The following is a 20925-nucleotide window of genomic DNA, read 5'->3' as shown; positions in this document are numbered from 1 at the left end:
TTCCTGAAGACGCGCCCGATCAGGCCGCATCTTCCACGTCTTCGCGCGGCTTCGAAGGCACGTAGTTGAGCACCGGCCCGAGCCAGCGCTCGACCTCGGAGATCTCCATGCCCTTGCGGCCGGCATAATCCTCGACCTGATCCCGCTCCACCTTGGCAACGCCGAAGTAGTAGGCGTCGGGATGGCCGATATAGATGCCCGACACGGACGAACCCGGCCACATGGCGTAGCTCTCGGTGAGCTTCACGCCGGCGGCGTTTTCGGCATCGAGAAGCGCGAACAGCGTCTTCTTCTCGGTGTGATCGGGCTGCGCCGGGTAGCCGGGCGCCGGGCGGATACCGGCATATTCCTCGGTGATCAGCTGATCCTTGCTGAACGCCTCTCCCTTGGCATAGCCCCAATATTCGCGGCGAACCTCTTCGTGCATCCGCTCGGCGAAGGCTTCCGCGAAGCGGTCGGCCAACGCCTTGACGAGGATCGACGAATAGTCGTCGTTGGCGCGTTCGAAGCGCTCGGCGATCGCCACTTCCTCGATACCGGCGGTGACGACGAAGCCGCCGACATAATCCTGCACACCGCTGTCGACAGGCGCCACGAAGTCCGACAGCGCCACATTCGGCCGCCCATCGCGCTTCGAAAGCTGCTGACGCAGCGTGTAGAAGGTCGCGAGGTCTTCCTTGCGGCTGTCATCCTTGAACAGGCGGATATCGTCGCCGACGGTGCCGGCCGGCCAGAAGCCGATGACGGCGCGCGGACGGAACCACTTCTCGTCGATGATCTTCTTCAGCATCCCCTGCGCATCCGCCCAGAGCGCGCGCGCCGCCTCGCCCTGCTTCTCATCCTCGAGAATGGAGGGATAGCGACCCTTCAGCTCCCACGTCTGGAAGAACGGCGTCCAGTCGATGTATTCGGCGAGCGTCGCCAGATCGTAATCCTCGAACACCTTGGTGCCCAGGAAGCTCGGCTTGGCGGGCGCGTAAGCGGCCCAATCGACCTTCTGCGCGTTCTCGCGAGCACGAGACAATGGCAGGCGGACCTTCTCGGCCTCGCTGCGGGCGTGAGCCGCGGCGACCTTCGCGTATTCGGCGCGGATATCGGTGATGTAGCCATCGCGGTTCTCGGGCGAGAGCAGCGACGAGACCACGCCGACCGCGCGGCTGGCGTCGGTCACATAGACGGTCTGGCCCTTGCTATAGCCGGGATGGATCTTCACGGCCGTGTGGACACGGCTGGTCGTGGCGCCGCCGATCAGGAGCGGCAGGTCCAGACCCTGGCGCTCCATTTCGGCCGCCACATGCACCATCTCGTCGAGCGACGGCGTGATCAGGCCCGACAGGCCGATGACATCGACCTTTTCGGCCACCGCCGTCTCCAGAATCTTCGTCGCCGGCACCATGACGCCGAGGTCGATGATCTCGTAATTGTTGCAGGCGAGCACGACGCCGACGATGTTCTTTCCGATATCGTGGACGTCGCCCTTCACGGTCGCCATCAGGATCTTGCCGGCCGACTTGCGGTCGTCGCCGCCGTTCAGCCGCTTCTCCTCTTCCATGTACGGAAGGAGCACGGCCACGGCCTGCTTCATCACGCGCGCCGACTTGACGACCTGCGGCAGGAACATCTTGCCCGAGCCGAACAGATCGCCAACCACGTTCATGCCGGCCATCAGCGGACCTTCGATGACGTGAAGCGGACGAGCCGCGGCAAGGCGCGCCTCCTCAGTATCGGCATCGATATATTCGGTAATGCCGTTGACCAAAGCGTGCTCGAGACGCTTCTCGACCGACCATTCGCGCCAGGAGAGGTCCTGCACGCGTCCCTCGCGGGCGGCACCGCCACGGAACTTCTCGGCCACTTCGAGCAGCCGCTCGGTCGCGTCGTTGCGGCGGTTCAGCACCACGTCCTCGCAGGCCTCGCGCAGCTCCGCGTCGATCTGGTCGTAGACCGCGAGCTGGCCGGCGTTCACGATGCCCATGTCCATGCCCGCCTGGATGGCGTGGTAGAGGAACACGGCGTGCATCGCCTCGCGCACCGGCTCGTTGCCGCGGAACGAGAAGGACAGGTTCGAAACACCGCCCGAAATATGCACCAGCGGCATCGTCTTGCGGATCGTGCGCGTCGCCTCGATGAAATCGACGCCGTAATTGTTATGCTCTTCGATGCCTGTCGCGACAGCAAAGACGTTCGGGTCGAAGATGATGTCTTCGGGCGGGAAACCGGCCTTTTCGGTCAACAGCTTATAGGCACGCGTGCAGATCTCGACCTTGCGGTCATAGGTATCCGCCTGGCCAGTCTCGTCGAACGCCATGACGACGACAGCCGCGCCATAGGCATGCAGCAACCTCGCCTGCGCGAGGAAGTTCTCCTCGCCCTCTTTCAGCGAGATCGAGTTGACGATCGGCTTGCCCTGAACCCGCTTCAGGCCGGATTCGATGATCGAGAACTTAGAGCTGTCGATCATGACGGGCACGCGAGCGATATCCGGCTCGGCGGCGATCAGGTTCAGGAACTCGACCATCGCCTTTTCAGAATCGATCAGGCCTTCGTCCATGTTGATGTCGATGATCTGCGCGCCGTTCTCCACCTGATCGCGCGCGACATCGAGCGCCGCGGTGTAATCGGCATTGGTGATCAGCTTGCGGAAGCGAGCCGAACCGGTGACGTTGGTGCGCTCGCCGACGTTGACGAAGGGGATGTCCTTGGTGAGCTCGAAAGGCTCGAGGCCCGACAGCGACATGAACGGACGGTGCTCGGGGATCGGACGCGGCTTGTACTTGGCGACAACCTCGGCGATCGCCTTGATATGCTCCGGCGTCGAGCCGCAGCAGCCGCCGACCATGTTGACGAGACCCTCGCGGGCGAACTCGTCGATCTGCGCCGCCATCAGTTCGGGTGTCTCGTCATACTGGCCGAACTCGTTGGGCAGGCCCGCATTCGGATAGGCGCAGATGAAGGTATCGGCAACACCAGACAGCTCCTGCAGGTGCGGACGCATGGCGTTGGCGCCGAGCGCGCAGTTGAGGCCGATCGTGAACGGGTTGGCGTGGCGCACCGAGTTCCAGAAGGCCGACGGCGTCTGGCCCGACAGCGTGCGGCCGGAGAGGTCGGTGATCGTACCCGAGATCATCACAGGAAGGCGGATGCCCTTGGCCTCGAAGCGCTCCTCGCAGGCGAAGATCGCAGCCTTGGCGTTCAGCGTGTCGAAGATCGTCTCGATCAGGATGATATCGGCGCCACCATCGATCAGGCCGTCGATCTGCTCGGCATAGGCGATGCGCAGGTCGTCGAAGGTGACGGCGCGGAAGCCTGGATTGTTGACGTCAGGCGAGATCGAGGCCGTGCGGTTGGTCGGGCCGATGGCGCCGGCCACGAAACGGCGGCGGCCATCCTCGCGCTCGGCGCGGATGCAGGCGCGGCGAACGACTTCGGCACCCTCCTTGTTCAGCGCATAGACCTCGCCTTCCATCGCGTAATCCGCCTGCGCGATGCGGGTCGAGGAGAAGGTGTTGGTCTCGAGAATATCGGCGCCGGCCTTGGCGTATTTGTAATGGATTTCCTCGATCGCATCCGGCTGCGAGAGGATGAGAAGGTCGTTGTTGCCCTTCTGGTGGCAGGCGCAGCCGATGAAGCGATCGCCGCGGAAATGATCCTCGTCGAAACCCAGCCCCTGGATCTGCGTGCCCATGGCGCCGTCAAGGACGAGAATGCGTTCGCTGGCGGCTTTCCTGAGCGCTGCAAACACTTCACTGCCGTCGCGCTTTTCCCCTTCGGGGCCAAACAGATTGTTGAACACGGGCGGACTCCTTGACGTCATTATAAAGACAAGCCGCCCAAATCACATAAAGATATCTTTATGTCAATATATCAGCGACAATTTCGCCATTGCCGGCGCACGGCGGATGACAGACTCGAACGCCCCCTATATAGGCAATTTCAAAGCATTGTGTATGAAATCGGAGGAGTATCATGGCACCTGCAATCGGCGACGCCGCGCTCGGCAACTGGACCACACGTACATACCACCGCGACTGGCTCGTCGCCCAGGCGAACGGCCTGTTCGATTTCTTCCAGCATGATTCCATCAATCCCAAGGGCGGCTTCTACGATCTCGACGATACCGGCAAGCCGCTCGATGCCGAGGGCCAGGTGCGCGGCATCCACATCGCCGCCCGCGCCGTCCATTGCTTCTCGATCGGCACCCTGCTTGGCCGCCCCGGCGCCTCCGATGTCGTCGATCACGGCATGCAGTACATCTGGAACCACCATAGGGACCAGAAGAACGGCGGCTATTTTTGGTCGCTGAACAATGACGGCCCCGTCGACACCAACAAGCAGGGCTACGGCCACGCCTTCGTGCTGCTCGCCGCCTCCTCCGCCAAGACCATCGGCCACCCGCTCGCCGACGGCATGTTGGCCGATATCACCGATGTCCTGAACACCCGCTTCTGGGAAGAAAAGCACGGCGCTATCGCCGAGGAATTCACCGCCGACTGGCAGCCGCTCGACTGCGGCACCTATCGCGGCCAGAACTCCAACATGCACCTGACCGAAGCCCTGATGGCCGCCTTCGAGGCAACAGGAAACCGCGATTACCTCACCAAGGCCGAAAGCATCGCCGACCTCGTGATCCGTCGCGCCGCCGGCTCCGTCGACTGGCGCGTCGCCGAGCACTTCGACACAGAGTGGAAGCTCGACAAGAACTACTATCATCCGGACGAGATGTTCCGCCCCGCGGGCACCACGCCCGGCCACTCGCTGGAATGGGCGCGCCTGCTGCTGCAGCTCTGGGCGCTCGGCGGCAAGAAGCTGGAATGGCTGCCTGATGCCGCCAAGGGCCTGTTCTCGCAGGCAATGGCGCTCGGCTGGGACGACGAGAACGGCAGCTTCTTCTACACACTCGACTGGGAGGACCGCCCGGACAAGCGCCAGAAGATGTGGTGGCCGGCTTGCGAGGGTGCGGCCGCTGCCCACTATCTCAACGAACACCTGCCGAGCGACTACCACGAAGAGAGCTACCGCAAGATCTGGAACGTCATCGAGCGCCGCTTCATCGACCACAAAAACGGCGGCTGGCATGAAGAACTGACGGAAGACATGGTCCCCGCCCACACCATCTTCCCCGGCAAGGGCGACATCTACCACGCCCTGCAAGCCTGCCTCATCCCCCTCTTCCCGGCGACCGGCAGCCTGACCAAGGTCATCCCCGAAGCTGGCGGCAAGATCTGACAGTGAAAAAAGGCGGCGCCGCATCCATGGCGCCGTCTTCATTCATGACGAAGGAATGCGGGGCTCCTCGACCAGATAGAACTCCGGGACCGGCGTGACATCGGAAACGAAGAAGCCAAACCTCGATTGCTCGCCGGGATCGAGATGCCCCTCATCGAAATTCAGCCGGTCGAAGCTCTCGAAGCGGCTTTCGAAATGCATGAAACGGCTGGACGAGATCAGCGACGGATTGGGATCGGCCTGCCCGAAGGATAGCCCGTCATAGAAATCGCTGGGCTTGCCGCGAATTTCCTGAAGCTCGAAGCCAAAGCCGATCCACGCCAGCCCGCTCCGGTTCACCGCCACCACGCGCAGATGAAACGAGCCGGGCACCGTCGTCTTCAGGTCGGAGGGTTTGGCGAAGCGGATCGCTAGCGTCACCGGCGCAAGGCTGTCGAACGCCTCGCGGATCTCGATCGGATCCTCCCGCGTACCAGCGCCTGATATGGACAGGATGCGGAAGCCGCCAAGTTCGTCGGAGAACGAGTAGCTTCCCGCATACCACCGCCCATCATCGGCCGGCCCGGCGCTGATCAGCGCCAGGGAGAGCAACGCCGCGAGAATGCGCAAACGACGCGTCATCGATCCTGTTCCCTGATCGAGATGTGCCAGCATACATGCAATTTCAGCGGTGTGCGATGCGCAATGCCCTTGAGCCGATTTCCACGCGCGCGAACCCCTCATCGGTGGTACGCTGACGCCTGGGCATCCCAACGAAACATGTGAATGCAACGCAGGAGCGGAACATGACGACAGTGTTCGTACGGCATGAGGTTTCGGACTATACGGCCTGGCGCAAGGTGTATGACGGCTTCCGCTCGGTGCAGGCGGCAAACGGCGTGATAGCAGAGACGGTCTACCAATCCGCCGACAACCCCAACGACATCACCGTCACCCACGAATTCGCGACATCAGAGGCCGCAAAGGCCTTCATGCAACTCGAGGGGCTCCGCTCGGCCATGCGCACCGGCGGCATCCTCGGCGCCCCGACCGTCTGGGTCGTGGAGAAGGCGTAGAACCGTTTCCTGCGCGAGATACCTTCCGCGCGCAGGGAGTTTCACCTGACATGGCCGGCGTGCAGCCCCACCGGCCAATCGCCTAGATCAGAGATCGAACTGCCAGCGCGACTGTTCGAACGCATAGGCTTTCCCGCGGGTCACGACATGGCCGACCGCCGGGAAGGCCAGGTGCATGCCCGAAACGCCGATCCGGTCGGTCGCCGCCATATCCAGCATCGTCTTGCGCGCCTTGCCGGCAAGGTCAGGGTCGACGTCGAAGCCGACGCCCCATTCCGGCCGTGCGAACTGCAGATGCGGGAAGTGAACGATATCGGCCCAGATCAGGTGCTCCTGATTTCCATCCGACAGATGCAGCCCGCTATGGCCGGGCGTATGGCCGAACAGCTCGAGCACCCGGACGCCGCTGACGATCTCCTGGTCGTTGCGGTCAAAGAGCGTCGTCCGCTTGGCATAGGCCGCAGCCGACGTCCTGAACAGATCGAACCAGCCCTTCTGGAAATCCGGCGCCTTCGACTGTGCCGCGTCGTCGGTCCAGTAGGCATGCTCGCGCGCGTGGACGAAGAGCTCGGCATTGGGGAAAGCGGCCTTCCCCTCCTTCGTCAGCATGCCGGCAATATGGTCGGGATGACCGTGAGTCAGCACCAGCGCATCGATCTCCGATGGCGCAATGCCGGCAGCGGTAAGGTTCTCCCAGATCTTGCCGGTGTGCAGTCCCGGCCCGGGGCCAAAGCCGGTATCGACGAGAAGACGCTTCGATGGCGTGTCGATGACGAAGGTGTTGACGATGCAAGGCAGGTCGCCTGTGGGCAGAAAAGCCTCGCGCGCCAGCGCATCGGCCGCTTCGGGCGTAGCGCCTGGGACGATGGCGAGCGGCAGCGTGCTGTAGCCATCCGCGATCGCCGTCACGGTAATGGCGCCGACCGTCCAGCGGTAGACGCCGGGCACCTGGCCGGGCGCCTTGGATGTGTGCTGGGCCTGAGCGGCGGATGCGGGCACGGTGGCGCCCAGCGCTGCGGCGCCGGCGGTGGTGACGGCAACGGCGGATAGAAAGTCTCGACGGGAAGTATGGGTCAAATCGCACCTCTAGGCGTTGAATTCGTCGCGACTATCGCACCGATCAAAAATATGCGTAATTCGACAAATCAGTGCATCACCCGTTCAAATTTGTTAGCCTACAGTCCGCTGACAGCCCCCGGAGCCTCCTCATGGATTGGAATGACGTCCGCATCTTTCTTGCGATCACGCGGACCGGCACGCTTGGCGCCGCCGCCCGATCGCTCAAGCTCAGCCATCCCACGATCGGCCGGCGGCTGCAGGCGCTCGAGGATGCGCTGGGCCAGAAGCTCTTCCTGCGCACCAATGAAGGCTTGCTGCTGACCGACGAGGGAAAATCGATCCTGCCGCTGGCGGAGCAGATCGAGGAAAACGCGTTGACCATGGCGCGCCGGCTTGCCGGTAAGGACCAGCCGCTCGACGGCACCCTGAAGATTTCCTCCTCCGACTGGCTCGGCACATGGATCCTGCCGCCAGTCCTCGAAGCCTTCGCCAGCGCCCACCCGATGGTTGGAGTCGAACTCTTGACGGAAACGAGACTCTTCAGCCTGACGCACCGGGAAGCAGATCTCGCCTTCCGCGTCGTGCCATTCGACGAACCCGATGTCGTCCAGCGCCGCATCGCGACACAGCACTTCTCCGTCTATGGCGCCGAGGGCAGCGACCTCCTGGGAAATGATGGCGAGATCACCGGCATCATCGAGGATCCCTCCGCGCAGACCACTGCGCAGCAAAGCTGGCTGAGGCAGAGGTTGCCAAACGCCAACGTGGTGCTTCGCTCCAACAGCCGCACCATCCAGGCAACCATGTGCGCCCGCGGCATCGGTGTCGCCGTTCTGCCGCAAGCGATCGGCGATGCGATGCCGGGGCTGCGCCGGATCAATCTCGGCGAAGCTCCGCCCAGCCGGCAGCTATGGATGGGATACCACCGAGACCTGCGCACGCTCGGGCGTCTCAGGGCTTTCGTCGATCTCGCGATCGCGCACCTGGCCGATTGACCGTCCGATTAGGCCAGACGCAGCGCGTCCAGATCCTTGGCCAGCATCAGTGCCAGCGCCTCGACGACGAGATTGTGGTCGTCGCGCTGCGGCAGGCCGGAGACGGTCACCGAGCCGATGCAGCCCGTGCCCTTGACGTTGATCGGGAAGCTGCCGCCGTGCGGCGCGTAGTCGGCGTCCGACAGGCCGTTATCCGCAACCGTCTTCCCCTTGGCCTTCAGGTCGAGGCCGATGGCATAGCTGCTGCGGAAATAGCGCAGCACCAGATTGCGCTTGCGGCGCACCCATTGGACGTTGTCGGGCGTCACGCCGGGAAGTGCCACATAGAAGACCGGCATCGAATGCAGGTTGATATCGATCGCGATACCCAGGCCACGCTCCGAACCCAGCTCCTGCAGCAGCTTGCCCAGTTGCCACGCGGTCGACAGATCGAAACTGTCGAAGCTCAGCACCTTTTCCTGTTCGGCAATGCGCGCAAGGTCGTCGTCCGGCATGGTCATGTCTACTTCCTCTCCTTAAATGCTTTTTGCTGAGCATCGTCAGGAGAGCGAAAAAGTAAAGCGGAATCGTGGTGATACGCTGTGTGAGGCGGCGGTTTAAGGACAGGCCTCAGCCCGCTGCCTGCATCGGTGCGAAACGGCTCATCTCGCCGAGAAACGGCTTGGCAAGCGGCGCCGCATAGGAGCCGCGCTTGCTGGTCGAGAGGCCCAGCGACACCAGCGCCTCGGCTTGCTTGACCGCCGCCGCCACGCCATCGACGACGGGCACGCCGTAGATCTCCTGCAGCTCTCGCGCCAGATCGGTCATCCCCGCACAGCCGAGCACGATAGCCTCGGCGCCATCCTCCTCAAGCGCCCGCTCGATCTCGGCCCGCAGCTTGCCGATCGCGCCCGACGCCTCGTCCTCAAGCTCCAGCACCGGAATGTCAGAAGCGCGGACCTTCGCCCGGTCGCCCATGCCATAGCGGCGCACGAGATTGTCGATCAGCACCCGCGAGCGCTCCAGCGTCGTCACCACGGTGAAGCGCTGCGCCAGAAAGCCGGCGGTGGCGACGGCGGATTCGCAAAGCCCGAGCACCGGCACGTCGGCGAAACTGCGGGCCGCCTCCAGCCCCGTATCATCGAAGCAGGCGATGACGGCCGCGTCATAGGTCCCTGCCCGCTCCTTCAGTTCCGTCAGCAGGCCGGGAATGGCGAGCGCCCCATCATAATGCCCCTCGATCGATACCGGCCCCATTCGCGAGGTGGCGGCGATGATCTCGGTGCCGGTGGCGGCAACGAGCCGTGCGGCGGTCGCTGCCTTCTCGGTCATGCTTGATGTCGTGTTCGGATTGACGATCAGAATGCGCATGAGATCAGCTTGTCTTTGCCTGGCGTCCGCGCAGCATCATCATGATGCCGAGCGCGACGAGAATGATGGTGAAGGAAAACAGCGTCGTCACCGTACCGAGCGCGTAGAGCACCGGCGTCGTCACGTTGGTCGTCATCCCGTAGATCTCCAGCGGCAGCGTGTTGTAGCTGCCTGATGTCATCAGTGTGCGGGCGAATTCGTCATAGGAGAGCGTGAAGCCGAACAGGCCGACGCCGATCAGGCTGGGCGCGATCATCGGCAGCACGACATGCAAGAAGGTCTGCCACGACGTCGCCCCGAGATCGCGTGCCGCCTCTTCGTAAGCAGGCGAGAAGCGGTTGAAGACGGCGAACATGATCAGCACGCCGAAGGGCAGCGTCCATGTCAAATGGGCGCCGAAGGCCGACGAATACCATGCCGGCTTCAAGCCGCCCTGCTGGAACACCACGCCGATGCCGAGCGAGATGATGATCGACGGCACCACGAGGCTGGCGACCGTCGCGTAAAACAGCAAGGTGGCGCCACGGAAGCGGCGGCGGAAGGCAAGGCCCGCGAGCAGCGACACCACGACGGTGACGACCATGACCATCAGGCCGAGCGAGAAGGACCGGCGGAACGAGGCTCCGAAGTCACCCACCGCCTGCTTTTCGAACAGGTTGAAGAACCAGTGGACCGAGACGCCATTGAGCGGGAACGTCAGGCCGCCATCCGGCCCCTGGAAGGAGAGGATGAGGATCGCCGACAGCGGGCCGTAGAGGAACAGCACGAAGACGATGAAGAAGGCGGCGAGGACGTAGAATTCGAGGGTGCGCTTTTCGTGGCTCATCTCAAAGCTCCTTGCGGATATCGACGACGCGCAGGATGGCGGCGACCATCATCAGCACGACGATCAGAAGCACGACGGCATTGGCGGCGGCGGCCGGATACTGCAGCAGCGACATCTGGTTCTTCATCATCAGCGCCACCGAGGCGCTCTGCCCGCCGGACATGACCTGCACCGTCGAGAAGTCGGCCATGACCAGCGTGACGACGAAGATCGAGCCGATGGCGATGCCGGGCTTGGCGAGCGGAATGACGACATTCCAGAGGATCTGCCAGCCGCTGGCGCCGGCATCGCGCGCGGCCTCGAACAGCGAGCGATCGATGCGCATCAGCGTATTGAAGATCGGCGTCACCATGAACAGCGTGTAGAGGTGCACCATGGCAAGCACCACGGCGAAATCGGAATAAAGCAGCCACTCGATCGGCTGTGGGATGATCCCCATCTCGATCAGCGCCGAATTGACCAGGCCGTTGCGGCCGAGCACCGGGATCCAGGATATCATGCGGATGATGTTCGAGGTCATGAACGGCACGGTGCAGACCAGAAACAGGATCATCTGCGTCGACGTGCGGCGGATGTGGAAGGCAAGGAAATAGGCGACCCAGAAACCGATGAAGACGGTGAGCGCCCAGACGATGACGGTGAATTTCAGCGTGTTCAGATAGGTCTTCCACGTGACCCACGAGCCGAGCGTCTCGGCGTAGTTCATCGTCAGGAAATCGGGATAGAGACCTGCGAAGTCGTAATCCCAGAAGCTGACCACCGCGATCATCAAAATCGGCAGGATGAAGAAAAAGCCGAGGATCAGGATGAGCGGCGTCGCCTGGAGATAGGAGGCCGCCCATGGCGCCAGCCGAAAGCCCGGGCTGCGCACCCGCTCGGTCGTCTCGTTTGTCTCTGCTGAAGCGATCGTCGCCATCACTGATCCCTTTTCCAGTTGGCATTGCGTTGCGTGGTGCCCCCCTCTGCCCTGCCGGGCATCTCTCCCACAGGTGGGGAGATTGGCTGGGCGCAACCGCTCGCTCCACGCTCGTTGCTTGGGTGGGGAGCAGGCCACGAGCCGATCTCCCTCCTTGTGGGGGAGATGGCAGGCAGGACAGAGGGGGGGTAACCCACGGCAGAACCTCCCCTCCCGCAACGGAAGGGGAGATCCCAGATCGCCTTTAAGCCGCGATGAACTCGTTCCAGCGGCGAACCATGTAGCGGTCCTCGTCCATGACGGAGTTCCAGCACGCGACGTGGCCCATGCGCTCTTCGAACGAACCGCCGTCGCGAACCGCACCGGCCTTCTCCATGACCTTGCCCTCTGGCGACAGGATATCGCCCTTGGCGGCCTTGCCTTCGATCCAGTAGCCCCACTCGTCCTCGGTCATGAAGCCCTTGGCGGTGTCCATGCAGGCCGAGTAGTAGCCCTGGCGGTTGAGGTAGCCGCCGACCCAGCCCGAGGTGTACCAATTGATGTACTCATAGGCCGCATCGAGCTCGGCACCCTTGAGGTGAGAGGCAAGGCCGAGACCGCCGCCCCACGAACGGTAGCCTTCCTTGAGCGGCTGATACTTGCAGGCGATGCCCTTGGAGCGGACGGCGGCGACAGCCGGCGACCACATGGACTGGATCACGACTTCGCCCGATGCCATCAGGTTGACCGACTCGTCGAACGATTTCCAGAAGGCGCGGAACTGGCCGTCCTGCTTGGCCTTGATCAGGAATTCGATCGTCTTGTCGATCTCTTCCTTGGTCATGTTGCCCTTGTCGGCGTATTTGATGTTGCCGAGCGCTTCCATGATCATCGCGGCATCCATGATGCCGATCGACGGGATGTTGAGGATCGAGGTCTTGCCCTTGAACTTCGGGTCCATGATATCGGCCCAGCTGCCGATCTCGCGGCCGACGAGGTCGGGGCGGATGCCGAGCGTATCGGCATTGTAGATCGTCGGCATCATGGTGAAGAGTTCGGTCTCGCCCTTGGCAAACGTCTTGGCATCCGCGCTCTCGACATAACCGACCGTGTGCGGCGCGGTGCCCTGCGCGATCACGCTATCCGGCTTCAGCTTGCCGTTCTTGAAGAGCGGAACGACCTTGTCGTAGTACTTCAGCTTCTTCACATCCATCGGCTGGATGACGCCGGTCGGATAGACCTTCTTCAGGATCCAGTATTCGATGTCGGCGATGTCGTAGCTATCGGGCTGCGTCACAGCGCGCTGGGCGGCGGCGTCGGAATCGGTCGCCGTCATCTCGAGCGTGATGCCGAGGTCCTTCTTGCACTGCTCGGCAATGGCGTTGATGTTGGAGACGCCGGTGCCGAACTGGCGAAGCGTGATGTTGGACTGCGCCCAGATGGTCGGGAAACCGGTGATGAGACCGGAGCCTGCGGCCGCACCAAGGGCGGCGGCACCCGTCTTCAGCAGGCCACGGCGCGACACGCCCTTGTCGAGCAGACCCTTCTTGGTGGTTTTCGTTGTATCAGTCATGTCAGTTCCCTCTGGTTTTTGTGGTAATTGAGATTCATGCCGAAACGCGGCCAAGGAGAACGGCGTCCTCTAGGGCCCAACTCAGGGACACCGCATCGCCGACCGATGCGGGGTTGGCGAAATAATCGCCGTCGGACGCAATGACGGTGAAGTCATCGCTGCCCGCGCCGACCACGGTGATCTTCACCGAGGCGCCGCGATATTCGATATTGGAGACGATGCCGTTGAAGCCGAGCGTCTTGTCGGTGGCGCTGGCGAGACGCACCCGGTCGGTGCGGATGCCAATGTCGATGACCTCGCCGACCTCCCTGCCCGCGCCGCGCACCGTGAAGCTCTGCCCCTCCGGAACCTCGAGCGTGATCACGCCGTCCTTGGCGGATGTCACGCGGCCGGTCAGAACGTTGTGATCGCCCATGAAGCGCGCCACGAAGGCGGTCGCCGGCTCCTCGAACACCTTGCGTGGGGTGGCGGCCTGCTCGATCTTGCCGTCGTTCATGATGACGATGATATCGGCGAGCGCCATCGCCTCTTCCTGGCTGTGCGTCACATGCACGAAGGTGATGCCGAGCGTCTTCTGCAGCTTCTTGAGCTCGGCGCGCATGCGGATTTTCAGGAACGGATCGAGCGCCGACAGCGGCTCGTCGAGCAACAGCGCCTCGGGATCGGTAATCAGCGCGCGCGCAAGCGCCACGCGCTGCTGCTGGCCGCCGGAAAGCTGCGCCGGACGCCTGTTGGCATAGGCCTCCATCTGCATCAGCTTCAGCATCTCCAGCGCCTTGGCGCGCCGCTCCTCCTTCTCGACGCCCTTCATCTTCAGGCTGAAGGCGACGTTGTCGATCAGGTCGAGATGCGGGAACAGCGCGTAGGATTGGAACATCATCGCCGTGCCGCGCTTGGCCGGAGGGAAATCGGTGACGACGGTATTGCCGAGGCGGATATCGCCCGACGAAATGCTCTCGTGCCCGGCAATCATCCGAAGCGTCGACGTCTTGCCGCAGCCAGATGGCCCCAGGAAGCAGCAATAGGAACCAGCCGGTATCTTAAGGCTGATTGCGTGCACGGCGGTAGTGGCGCCATACACCTTCGAAACGGATGCTATATCGATCTCTGCCGCTTTCGACATCGTGTCTTCCCCTGTTCGAGGAATACGATGCATTCGCCGTGCCAGTTTCTGCTGCAACGCATCAAGTCATTACGAATATTAAATTTTCCCGGAAAAATACAAATGACTAAAATTCAAGCCTCGGATATGTTTGCACATGAAATAGGCTTTCGTCTGCAATTTGCGCAAATAATCGTATACAATTTGACCGCTGCATTGCTCGCAAATTCCGTTTAACTTTTCGGCTGAATATGGCTATCATCGGCCGATCACAGGACATCCCGCTTCATGAACTCCGCAGCCAACGCGCTTCTGACGACCGACGAGCCCGCCGAAACCGGCGCGCAGCAGATCCGCGATGCCATTCGCGACGCGATCGTCGAACGTCGCCTGTCGCCGGGAACCAAGCTGTCGGAAAGCGATGTCGGCAATCTCTTCAACGTCAGCCGCACGCTGGCGCGCGCGGCCCTGCAGGCGCTCTCCTATGAGGGGCTTGTCAGCGTCGAGAAAAACCGCGGCGCCTTCGTGGCCTACCCCTCGCCCGATGAGGCCCGCCAGATCTTCGCCGCCCGCCGGCTGATCGAGCCCGGCATCCTGCGCGAGGCGGCGGCCAGGATTACGACGTCGGAAATTCAGCACCTGCGGCAACTGCTGCTCGAAGAAAGCCGCCTGATAAGCGAGCGCGGCCAGACGGCCCGTCGCGCCGAGATCAAGGCATCCGGCGACTTTCACCTGACACTCGCCGCCATTTCCGGCAATACGATCATGCAGCGCTTCATGGAAGAACTCGTCGCCCGCTCCTCGCTTGTCATCGCGCTCTACGGCCAGTCGACCATATCCAGCTGCGGCCACAACGAGCATGGCGACATCGTGTCGGCCATCGAAGCCAAGGATCTCGACCACGCCTGCCATCTCATGCTGCATCACATCGCGCATATCGAGGCCGACCTCGATCTGCGCGAGCGCAAGGGACAGGGACTGAAGGAAGCGTTCGACCTCTAGAGCCTTTCCTGGTTAGCTTGAAGCATTCTGCCGGAGCAGGTTTTCGTCAGGACAAAGGCGATTGGCGAAGGGCATACCACTAGGTACGGTCGAGCCGATCGCCTTTGATCCTGGCGGAAAGATGCCCGGCCCCTGCGGGGTTGGCTGAAACGGGCCGCCTGATCGCCCGGCCGGCTTGGCCGTATGCGTTGGCTACGACGCGCGCCTGCCGGACGACCATCCGACTCCGTTTGAGCCAACAGAATGTTTCAATCTAACCAGGAAAGGCTCTAGGTCGCGTATGGCGCATCAGTGAAGCGCCAAAAGAGCCCCAATTCTTCAGGACTCAAGTGCGAGACGCGGCCGCCGAAGCGACCGCGGCATCGAAAAATCAACCGCGCGAGCGGCGTTCGTCCGGAACGGCGGCAACGGCCACGATATCGGGCGTTCCCGTCGCATGCAGGCGCTTGCGCACCAGCACGCCCATGACGCGAGCGGCGGTCGAAAACGTCATCTGGTCCAGCGGGCCTTCGCCCTCCCAGGGTTTCGTCAGTCGCTCGGTAACGGCGCCGACGATATTCATCGGCACGATGTCGTCGCATTGGCGCATGGCCTCGAAGACGCTGCTGATCGGAACGACCCGGCCTCCGAACGTGACGATCGGTTCGGTCAGTTCCGCATCCCACTCTTCAAACGCATAAAGAGCGTCGCGAAAGAGCTCTTGAAGGGTGAACGGGGCGTGCCCATTGTGAAGTGGCGGCAAGGCATTCGACATGTCTGTCTCCTCTTTGCAGGGATAAAGCCAATTCCTCCTCATCGGTCCGCATTAACGCCGAAAGCAGAACTCAAGTTCCCGGCCGGACCGAATAACACGATCGATGTTATCGTGTAATATACGCGTGATAAAGCGCTTTTCTGCCGCAGCCTCGCCACAGCTGTGTCCACAAAAAGATAAGCCGTTGATATCCAAGCGAATATCAACGGCAATCTTTTGGTAACTTAGATTAACGAAGGGGCGGATCGCGCTACTGGGCGATCGCGAATGTAACGTTCACCTGGATGTTATAGCTGCTTTCACCGCCCTGGATCGGCACGGCTGAATCGGCCTCCGACTTCATCATAGCCGCCCGCATGACCGGCATCGGCTGCGGCCGCGGACCGTTTTCGTTGATCTCGATGACATTGCCGAGCTTGACGCCGGCGGCGGACGCAAGCGTCTTCGCCCGCGCGATGGCATCGGCCACCGCATTCTTGCGCGCCTCTTCGACGGCGCTGTCGGGCTTGTCGTTGGTGAACTGGATATCGCCGCCCTGATTGACGCCAAGCGTCACCGACTGATCGATGATCCCACCGAGCTTCGAGAGATCGCGCACCCGCACCGTCAGCGCATTGGAAACCTGGTAACCGATGAGCTCCGGCGGCAGCTGCTGGCCGTCGGTCCCCTGCGGATATCGATATTGCGGCTGCACGGAAAAGCCCGAGGTCTGCAGATCGCGCTCGGCAATGCCGGCCTTCTTCAGCGCCGCGAGCACGTCGCTCATCGCCTTGTTGTTATTGTCGAGCGCCTCGCGCGCGGTCTTCTCTTGCTTGACGACGGAGAAGGTCAGAACCGCCATATCCGGCGCCATCGTCGCCCGCCCCTCGCCGATCACGGTAATGACCGCCTGACGCGGCGCATCGGCCGCGAATGCCGGCATGGAGGCTGCGGCAAGCACCGGCAGGCTGAGAAAGAGACCGGCGGCAAAGCTTTTGGTATTTGGAAATGGCATTGTTTCACTCCCCGATTGTGACTTACCGATCCCTCTTGCCGTTTGATTGTGAAGCTATTGCGGCAATGACTTGTGACCGCTCTGAAATTGCGTTAGACGCAACGAGCACCGGCGAACCATTGCGCCGCTGCAAGGCGCCATAGCGGCCGCCAGGGCCTGTAGCTCAATGGTTAGAGCCGGCGGCTCATAACCGCTTGGTTGGGGGTTCGAGTCCCTCCGGGCCCACCATTTTTATTTATTGTCAATAGATTGACTGACACCCTAGCAACCAAGCTCCAGCCGTCCGCAAAAATCCGCGGCTCCGACGCCGGCCTCCTCCCTACCCCCGCATGATCGGCTTGCCATAGCTTCTCAGGAACTCCGCGCATGTCAGATCATCATAATAGGCGCGGTTCACGGTCGCCACGTCCACGCCGCCCATCGAAACTAGCACATCCGTCTCGATGATCTTCTTGTTGGGAGCGGCGATTCCCAAGGTCGTTCCGAAAACGGTTCTAAGCCCAGCCTCCTTGACGGTCATCAGCTGCATGTTCATTTCGCCGTAGGAGAAGCCCAGATAGACGACGACTTCGGCCTCTGCGATTTGCCGGTGCAGTCGGTCCATCATGTCGTCATCGTCGACCCGTTCGGTAAAGGTCCGGATCTGCTCTGCCAGATGCGGCAGGTCGGCTCCGTGAAAATCATGGCCGAAATCCATCATCGAGGATGTCGAGGCCGGTTGCCAGGGAAGCCTGCCGACCTGTCCGTAGGGATGCTCGATCTGCAGGGATTGCGCGATGATCCCCTCCGCCTCGGACAAGGGAATGCGATAGTAGTTGCTGATGGCATGGGCGAGATAGTGCTCGATGCACCGGTCGTAGTTGAAGGTGATGAAGGACACGTTCTTGAAAATGCCGGCGAGCTTCTCTCTTTGCACGCCTTCATGAAGCATCTGGAAAAAGACGCTGAACCATGTGTGCTTGATCGGTTCGAAGCTGAACGCCTCGTTCTTCGATCCGTCGGCCTTCAGAAGACAGCTCGCCTCCGCCTCCAGAATGCTGGCGGCGATGCCCAGCTTGCCCATCTGAACCACCAGACGATCACTCGAGTGCGTATGAAGATAGTTGTCGATCGAGATCGCCTGCGACATCGCGCCCGAAATGGCTCTTCCGGCTGCATAGTGCGGGTTGGAATCCGCCCCATCTCCCACAATCGTTTTCACCGCCGCCGATATGCGCTTGTCGCCTTTGGACATCGTCCAGCCGTCGTCAAACCGGATGTCGAGTTTCCTGGCGATGTTGACCATCAAGTCCGTACCGACGGGAAAGTTCACTTCCCGGCTGGCGCCCGCACCGACGATGAAAACTGTTCGACGTGTGAACATTCAGAGCTTCTCCCACAATGCGGTAAGAACTGATGAGATGACACGCTATGCTGAGTGTGGTCGCGAGACCGGACTGCCCTGCAAGGTCGTCCAGCTATTCCAGGCCGCGATGGTCGCGGCCACGCCTTGAACTTCAACCGAAAGCCTGTTGCTGCAGATTGCTACATCCCCAACCGGAGATAGGCCACAGATTACCCAATCGCGCCGGCCTCGCCAAGTCGCGATGCGGCGATTTCTACCTTCACGCGTAGTGAGACGCGACCGAATATCGATCGCGCCGCCCACCTTGGTCCTGCTGCCGACCTTACGCGTCCGCTACCGCCTCAGCCACCGCAATCTCCGCCATCTTCAGCGCCGCTTCGCGGCTCTTGGCGGCGGCGATGAAGCGGCCGTTGTGGCAGAAGCTGGCGCCTTTAACGCCGGAGGCGGCTTCGAGGTCGCCGTTGGTGAGGCCAGCCCATGCGGCCGGCAGGTCGGCGCGCAGCGCAAAGCCCTCTTCCTCGCGGCGAATGCCGGTCACGCACCAATCCTTGTCGCGTGGGTGGACGACGAAGAGCAGGTGGTCGGCGCCGGCCTTGATGATCGCGGGGCGGAAGGGCATGCCCATCGGCAGTTCCAGCACACGGTTCTCGCCGGCGGCGACGATCGCCTTGTGCACCAGCGCCTCGGCCCTGCGCTTCGCAGCACTCTTGCCGATCCGCGCCTCGACAAAGCTGCGGGCAATGGCGAGTGCGGCGTGAAATGCGCGGTCGTCAGCATCAGGATCGGTCTCGTCGAAGACCGGCTTCAGCGTTTCCAGAAGCGCCGGCAGCGTCAGCCCGGCCAGCGGGCCGGAGGGGCTGAGCGCGCCATTGTCGGTGAGATCGATCGGCAGGACGAAGCTGCCGTCGAAGGAGGCGTGGATATCCTCGATGTCAGCCTCTGGAACACCCGATGCGGCGAGATAGTCGCGCCCGAAATGCTTCCAGATCAGCCCGAACGAGCTGTAGGGCTGGCCGTCGTCACGCAGCGGCGCGCCGCGCTGGTGATGGTCGAAGATACCAGCGTCCGCGTCATAGGCGCCGCCGACATCATAGATGATCCGGTCGGGACCGGGCGTGATCCATTCCGGCGCACGGCTGCGCGTGATGCGCGCCTCGGGAAAAAGCCGGGTCAGAACGACGGTGGAGAGCAGTTCGTCGGCATGGAAGCCACCGGAATGCGTGACGAGAAATTCTGGAATCATGTAGCGGCGCCCTCTTGTCTGCGGATCATCCGCACATGCAGGCACCAGATAGCTGTTGGCGCAAATCACCTCAACCCGCAGGCGCAGCATTTTCTCCCACTGATGCTGCACCGCATCATCCAATTGGGTGTATTACCAGCAGCCACCGGCTATGTGCTTGAACATAGTTGAAGGTTAACGTTTGCTTTCATACGAAGTTTCTGAATATGACAAACCCGTGAATTTTAGGCTTGCCATCGAGGAAAAGCCGCGCAACTATTCGTGTCGGGAGCATGATAGTGACGGGAACCACACATGCCTAAGACTGGAATAATCGCAGTATCCGGGACATCCATGTCTCGCCAGTGCATCTTCACAGCCGATGATGGCGGCGGAAAAATCCGCGGCTGTCCACGCTTTCTCGGAATGATTTTCGGGAAACCGAGCGTCCGTCTCGCCGACACATCGAACGGACGATGGGTCTCCATCGAGCTCGGCAAGGTAGATAAGCGCGGCAACGCGACCTTCCGCTGGATCTGAAAGCTCACGGCGCGCTTAGAGCTGATCCGCTGACCTTCGTATGATGTTCGACGCCCCAGGGAGATGGGACGCCTGACAGCATCGAGGGAACAAAATCCGCATTCCGACCGTTGAAGCGGCATCGCCGCGTTGCGGCTTGGAGGGGCGCCAAGGCGCCGGCATCGGATGGCGCGTCAGACCTATTGGAAGGGTTATCTCAAGCTGTCGCTCGTGACCGCGTCGGTATCGCTGACGCCGGCGACCACGGACAGTAACCAGCTGCGGTTTCATGTGCTGAACCGCAAGACCAAAAATCGCGTCGAAAGCCGATATGTCGATAGCGTCACACACAAGCCGATATCGGACAAGGACCAGGTCAAGGGCTATCCACGTGGCGAGGACGACTACGTCATCCTGGAGGATGACGAGATCAGCGAGGTCGGGCTGGAGAGCACCCGCACCATCGAAATATCGAGCTTCGTGCCGCGCGGCTCCATCGATTGGATCTGGTACGACAAGCCGCATTTCCTGGCGCCGGAAGACAAGGTCGGCGTCGAGGCCTTCTGCGTCATCCGCGAGGCGATGAAGGCAAACGATGTCGTCGGCATCGCACGCCTCGTGCTCTACCGCCGCGAACGCGCCGTGCTGCTCGAGCCGCAGGGAAAGGGCATCGTGCTCTGGACGCTGCATTTCGGCGACGAAGTCCGCGAGCCGGCGGGGACTGTCGATCTTGCTGCCAAGACGGATCAGAAGGTGATGGCGCTGATGAGCAAGCTGGTGAAGGACCGCACCGAGGAATGGAAACCCTCGATGGTCACCGATCCCGTGCAGAAGCGTATCCGGGCCATGATCCGCGCCAAGCAGAAGAGCCTTCCGAAGCCCGTGGCGGCAACAAAGCGCACGCCGGTCAAATCCACCGGCAACGTCGTCAATATCATGGACGCGCTGAAGAAGAGCATCGCCAAGGATGGCGGGCGGCCGAAGCACTAGCTCTCGGCCAACCTCTGG

Annotated in this window: 18 protein-coding genes and 1 tRNA gene; 6 read left to right on the top strand and 13 right to left on the bottom strand. The window is 61.9% G+C overall.

The annotated features are described in order from the left end of the window. Positions 1 to 19: 19 nt before the first annotated feature. Positions 20 to 3793 (bottom strand): methionine synthase, encoded by a 3774-nt coding sequence (metH, locus tag D460_RS0105505; protein ID WP_018897515.1) that lies wholly within the window; start codon positions 3791 to 3793, stop codon positions 20 to 22. Between the two features lie 173 nt (positions 3794 to 3966). Between metH and D460_RS0105500 the strand changes: the two genes are divergently transcribed. Further along, positions 3967 to 5226 (top strand): AGE family epimerase/isomerase, encoded by a 1260-nt coding sequence (locus tag D460_RS0105500; RefSeq protein WP_018897514.1) that lies wholly within the window; start codon positions 3967 to 3969, stop codon positions 5224 to 5226. Between the two features lie 42 nt (positions 5227 to 5268). Here the strand turns inward: D460_RS0105500 and D460_RS0105495 are convergent, their stop codons facing one another. Beyond that, positions 5269 to 5847 carry a hypothetical protein gene (locus D460_RS0105495; protein ID WP_026282817.1) on the bottom strand — a complete coding sequence of 193 codons (579 nt, stop codon included), beginning with the start codon at positions 5845 to 5847 and terminating at the stop codon, positions 5269 to 5271. A gap of 164 nt (positions 5848 to 6011) precedes the next feature. Here D460_RS0105495 and D460_RS0105490 point away from each other — a divergent pair, with 164 nt between their 5' ends. Further along, positions 6012 to 6281: an antibiotic biosynthesis monooxygenase gene (locus tag D460_RS0105490; RefSeq protein ID WP_018897512.1), complete on the top strand. Its 270-nt coding sequence runs from the start codon at positions 6012 to 6014 to the stop codon at positions 6279 to 6281. Positions 6282 to 6368: 87 nt separating this feature from the next. Here the strand turns inward: D460_RS0105490 and D460_RS0105485 are convergent, their stop codons facing one another. Further along, on the bottom strand, positions 6369 to 7358 hold the full coding sequence (locus D460_RS0105485; protein ID WP_018897511.1) for an MBL fold metallo-hydrolase: 990 nt from the start codon (positions 7356 to 7358) through the stop codon (positions 6369 to 6371). Between the two features lie 131 nt (positions 7359 to 7489). Here D460_RS0105485 and D460_RS0105480 point away from each other — a divergent pair, with 131 nt between their 5' ends. Beyond that, a complete protein-coding gene (locus D460_RS0105480) occupies positions 7490 to 8335 on the top strand; it encodes a LysR family transcriptional regulator (RefSeq protein ID WP_018897510.1) in 846 nt (281 codons plus the stop codon). Between the two features lie 8 nt (positions 8336 to 8343). On the opposite strand, the gene D460_RS0105475 is transcribed toward D460_RS0105480, so the two are convergent. The 6 genes from D460_RS0105475 to D460_RS0105450 form a co-directional block, all read right to left on the bottom strand. Then, positions 8344 to 8835 (bottom strand): heme-degrading domain-containing protein, encoded by a 492-nt coding sequence (locus tag D460_RS0105475; RefSeq protein ID WP_018897509.1) that lies wholly within the window; start codon positions 8833 to 8835, stop codon positions 8344 to 8346. 109 nt (positions 8836 to 8944) lie between these two features. After that, the gene (locus tag D460_RS0105470) at positions 8945 to 9685 is read right to left on the bottom strand and encodes an aspartate/glutamate racemase family protein (RefSeq protein ID WP_018897508.1); all 741 of its coding nucleotides are present in this window, start codon (positions 9683 to 9685) and stop codon (positions 8945 to 8947) included. A gap of 4 nt (positions 9686 to 9689) precedes the next feature. Beyond that, positions 9690 to 10511, bottom strand: a complete 822-nt coding sequence (locus tag D460_RS0105465) for an ABC transporter permease (protein ID WP_018897507.1) — start codon at positions 10509 to 10511, stop codon at positions 9690 to 9692. 1 nt (position 10512) lies between these two features. Further along, on the bottom strand, positions 10513 to 11427 hold the full coding sequence (locus D460_RS0105460) for an ABC transporter permease (protein WP_018897506.1): 915 nt from the start codon (positions 11425 to 11427) through the stop codon (positions 10513 to 10515). Positions 11428 to 11671: 244 nt separating this feature from the next. Then, positions 11672 to 12979 (bottom strand): PotD/PotF family extracellular solute-binding protein, encoded by a 1308-nt coding sequence (locus D460_RS0105455; RefSeq protein ID WP_018897505.1) that lies wholly within the window; start codon positions 12977 to 12979, stop codon positions 11672 to 11674. Positions 12980 to 13013: 34 nt separating this feature from the next. Beyond that, a complete protein-coding gene (locus D460_RS0105450; protein WP_018897504.1) occupies positions 13014 to 14102 on the bottom strand; it encodes an ABC transporter ATP-binding protein in 1089 nt (362 codons plus the stop codon). A 267-nt stretch (positions 14103 to 14369) separates the two neighbouring features. Here D460_RS0105450 and D460_RS0105445 point away from each other — a divergent pair, with 267 nt between their 5' ends. Further along, complete coding sequence (locus D460_RS0105445) at positions 14370 to 15083, top strand: GntR family transcriptional regulator (protein ID WP_018897503.1); 714 nt, start codon at positions 14370 to 14372, stop codon at positions 15081 to 15083. Positions 15084 to 15453: 370 nt separating this feature from the next. Here the strand turns inward: D460_RS0105445 and D460_RS0105440 are convergent, their stop codons facing one another. Further along, the gene (locus D460_RS0105440; RefSeq protein WP_018897502.1) at positions 15454 to 15837 is read right to left on the bottom strand and encodes a hypothetical protein; all 384 of its coding nucleotides are present in this window, start codon (positions 15835 to 15837) and stop codon (positions 15454 to 15456) included. A gap of 250 nt (positions 15838 to 16087) precedes the next feature. Beyond that, positions 16088 to 16831 carry an SIMPL domain-containing protein gene (locus D460_RS0105435; RefSeq protein WP_018897501.1) on the bottom strand — a complete coding sequence of 248 codons (744 nt, stop codon included), beginning with the start codon at positions 16829 to 16831 and terminating at the stop codon, positions 16088 to 16090. A 152-nt stretch (positions 16832 to 16983) separates the two neighbouring features. Here D460_RS0105435 and D460_RS0105430 point away from each other — a divergent pair. Further along, positions 16984 to 17059 (top strand) — tRNA-Ile (locus D460_RS0105430). A 91-nt stretch (positions 17060 to 17150) separates the two neighbouring features. Here D460_RS0105430 and D460_RS0105425 read toward each other — a convergent pair. Together D460_RS0105425 and D460_RS0105420 are read right to left on the bottom strand one after the other, a co-directional pair. Continuing rightward, on the bottom strand, positions 17151 to 18194 hold the full coding sequence (locus tag D460_RS0105425) for a hypothetical protein (RefSeq protein ID WP_018897500.1): 1044 nt from the start codon (positions 18192 to 18194) through the stop codon (positions 17151 to 17153). 304 nt (positions 18195 to 18498) lie between these two features. After that, on the bottom strand, positions 18499 to 19419 hold the full coding sequence (locus D460_RS0105420; RefSeq protein WP_026282816.1) for an MYG1 family protein: 921 nt from the start codon (positions 19417 to 19419) through the stop codon (positions 18499 to 18501). Positions 19420 to 20103: 684 nt separating this feature from the next. Here D460_RS0105420 and D460_RS0105410 point away from each other — a divergent pair. Continuing rightward, positions 20104 to 20907 carry a Ku protein gene (locus D460_RS0105410; protein WP_018897497.1) on the top strand — a complete coding sequence of 268 codons (804 nt, stop codon included), beginning with the start codon at positions 20104 to 20106 and terminating at the stop codon, positions 20905 to 20907. The last annotated feature ends 18 nt before the right edge of the window (positions 20908 to 20925 follow it).

The sequence above is a fragment of the Rhizobium sp. 2MFCol3.1 genome (genome assembly GCF_000377565.1).
In the GTDB taxonomy this organism is placed as follows: Bacteria; Pseudomonadota; Alphaproteobacteria; order Rhizobiales; family Rhizobiaceae; genus Rhizobium.
This window is presented reverse-complemented; position numbering and strand designations above follow the sequence as displayed.

Excerpts from the sequence above, each read along its gene's own strand:
- D460_RS0105475 (WP_018897509.1), bottom strand. The coding sequence starts at position 8,835 with ATGACCATGCCGGACGACGACCTTGCGCGCATTGCCGAACAGGAAAAG.
- D460_RS0105445 (WP_018897503.1), top strand. The coding sequence starts at position 14,370 with ATGAACTCCGCAGCCAACGCGCTTCTGACGACCGACGAGCCCGCCGAA.
- D460_RS0105435 (WP_018897501.1), bottom strand. The coding sequence starts at position 16,831 with ATGCCATTTCCAAATACCAAAAGCTTTGCCGCCGGTCTCTTTCTCAGC.
- D460_RS0105500 (WP_018897514.1), top strand. The coding sequence starts at position 3,967 with ATGGCACCTGCAATCGGCGACGCCGCGCTCGGCAACTGGACCACACGT.
- D460_RS0105470 (WP_018897508.1), bottom strand. The coding sequence starts at position 9,685 with ATGCGCATTCTGATCGTCAATCCGAACACGACATCAAGCATGACCGAG.
- D460_RS0105490 (WP_018897512.1), top strand. The coding sequence starts at position 6,012 with ATGACGACAGTGTTCGTACGGCATGAGGTTTCGGACTATACGGCCTGG.
- D460_RS0105480 (WP_018897510.1), top strand. The coding sequence starts at position 7,490 with ATGGATTGGAATGACGTCCGCATCTTTCTTGCGATCACGCGGACCGGC.
- D460_RS0105425 (WP_018897500.1), bottom strand. The coding sequence starts at position 18,194 with ATGTTCACACGTCGAACAGTTTTCATCGTCGGTGCGGGCGCCAGCCGG.
- D460_RS0105450 (WP_018897504.1), bottom strand. The coding sequence starts at position 14,102 with ATGTCGAAAGCGGCAGAGATCGATATAGCATCCGTTTCGAAGGTGTAT.
- D460_RS0105465 (WP_018897507.1), bottom strand. The coding sequence starts at position 10,511 with ATGAGCCACGAAAAGCGCACCCTCGAATTCTACGTCCTCGCCGCCTTC.
- D460_RS0105455 (WP_018897505.1), bottom strand. The coding sequence starts at position 12,979 with ATGACTGATACAACGAAAACCACCAAGAAGGGTCTGCTCGACAAGGGC.
- D460_RS0105420 (WP_026282816.1), bottom strand. The coding sequence starts at position 19,419 with ATGATTCCAGAATTTCTCGTCACGCATTCCGGTGGCTTCCATGCCGAC.
- D460_RS0105410 (WP_018897497.1), top strand. The coding sequence starts at position 20,104 with ATGGCGCGTCAGACCTATTGGAAGGGTTATCTCAAGCTGTCGCTCGTG.
- D460_RS0105495 (WP_026282817.1), bottom strand. The coding sequence starts at position 5,847 with ATGACGCGTCGTTTGCGCATTCTCGCGGCGTTGCTCTCCCTGGCGCTG.
- D460_RS0105460 (WP_018897506.1), bottom strand. The coding sequence starts at position 11,427 with ATGGCGACGATCGCTTCAGCAGAGACAAACGAGACGACCGAGCGGGTG.
- D460_RS0105440 (WP_018897502.1), bottom strand. The coding sequence starts at position 15,837 with ATGTCGAATGCCTTGCCGCCACTTCACAATGGGCACGCCCCGTTCACC.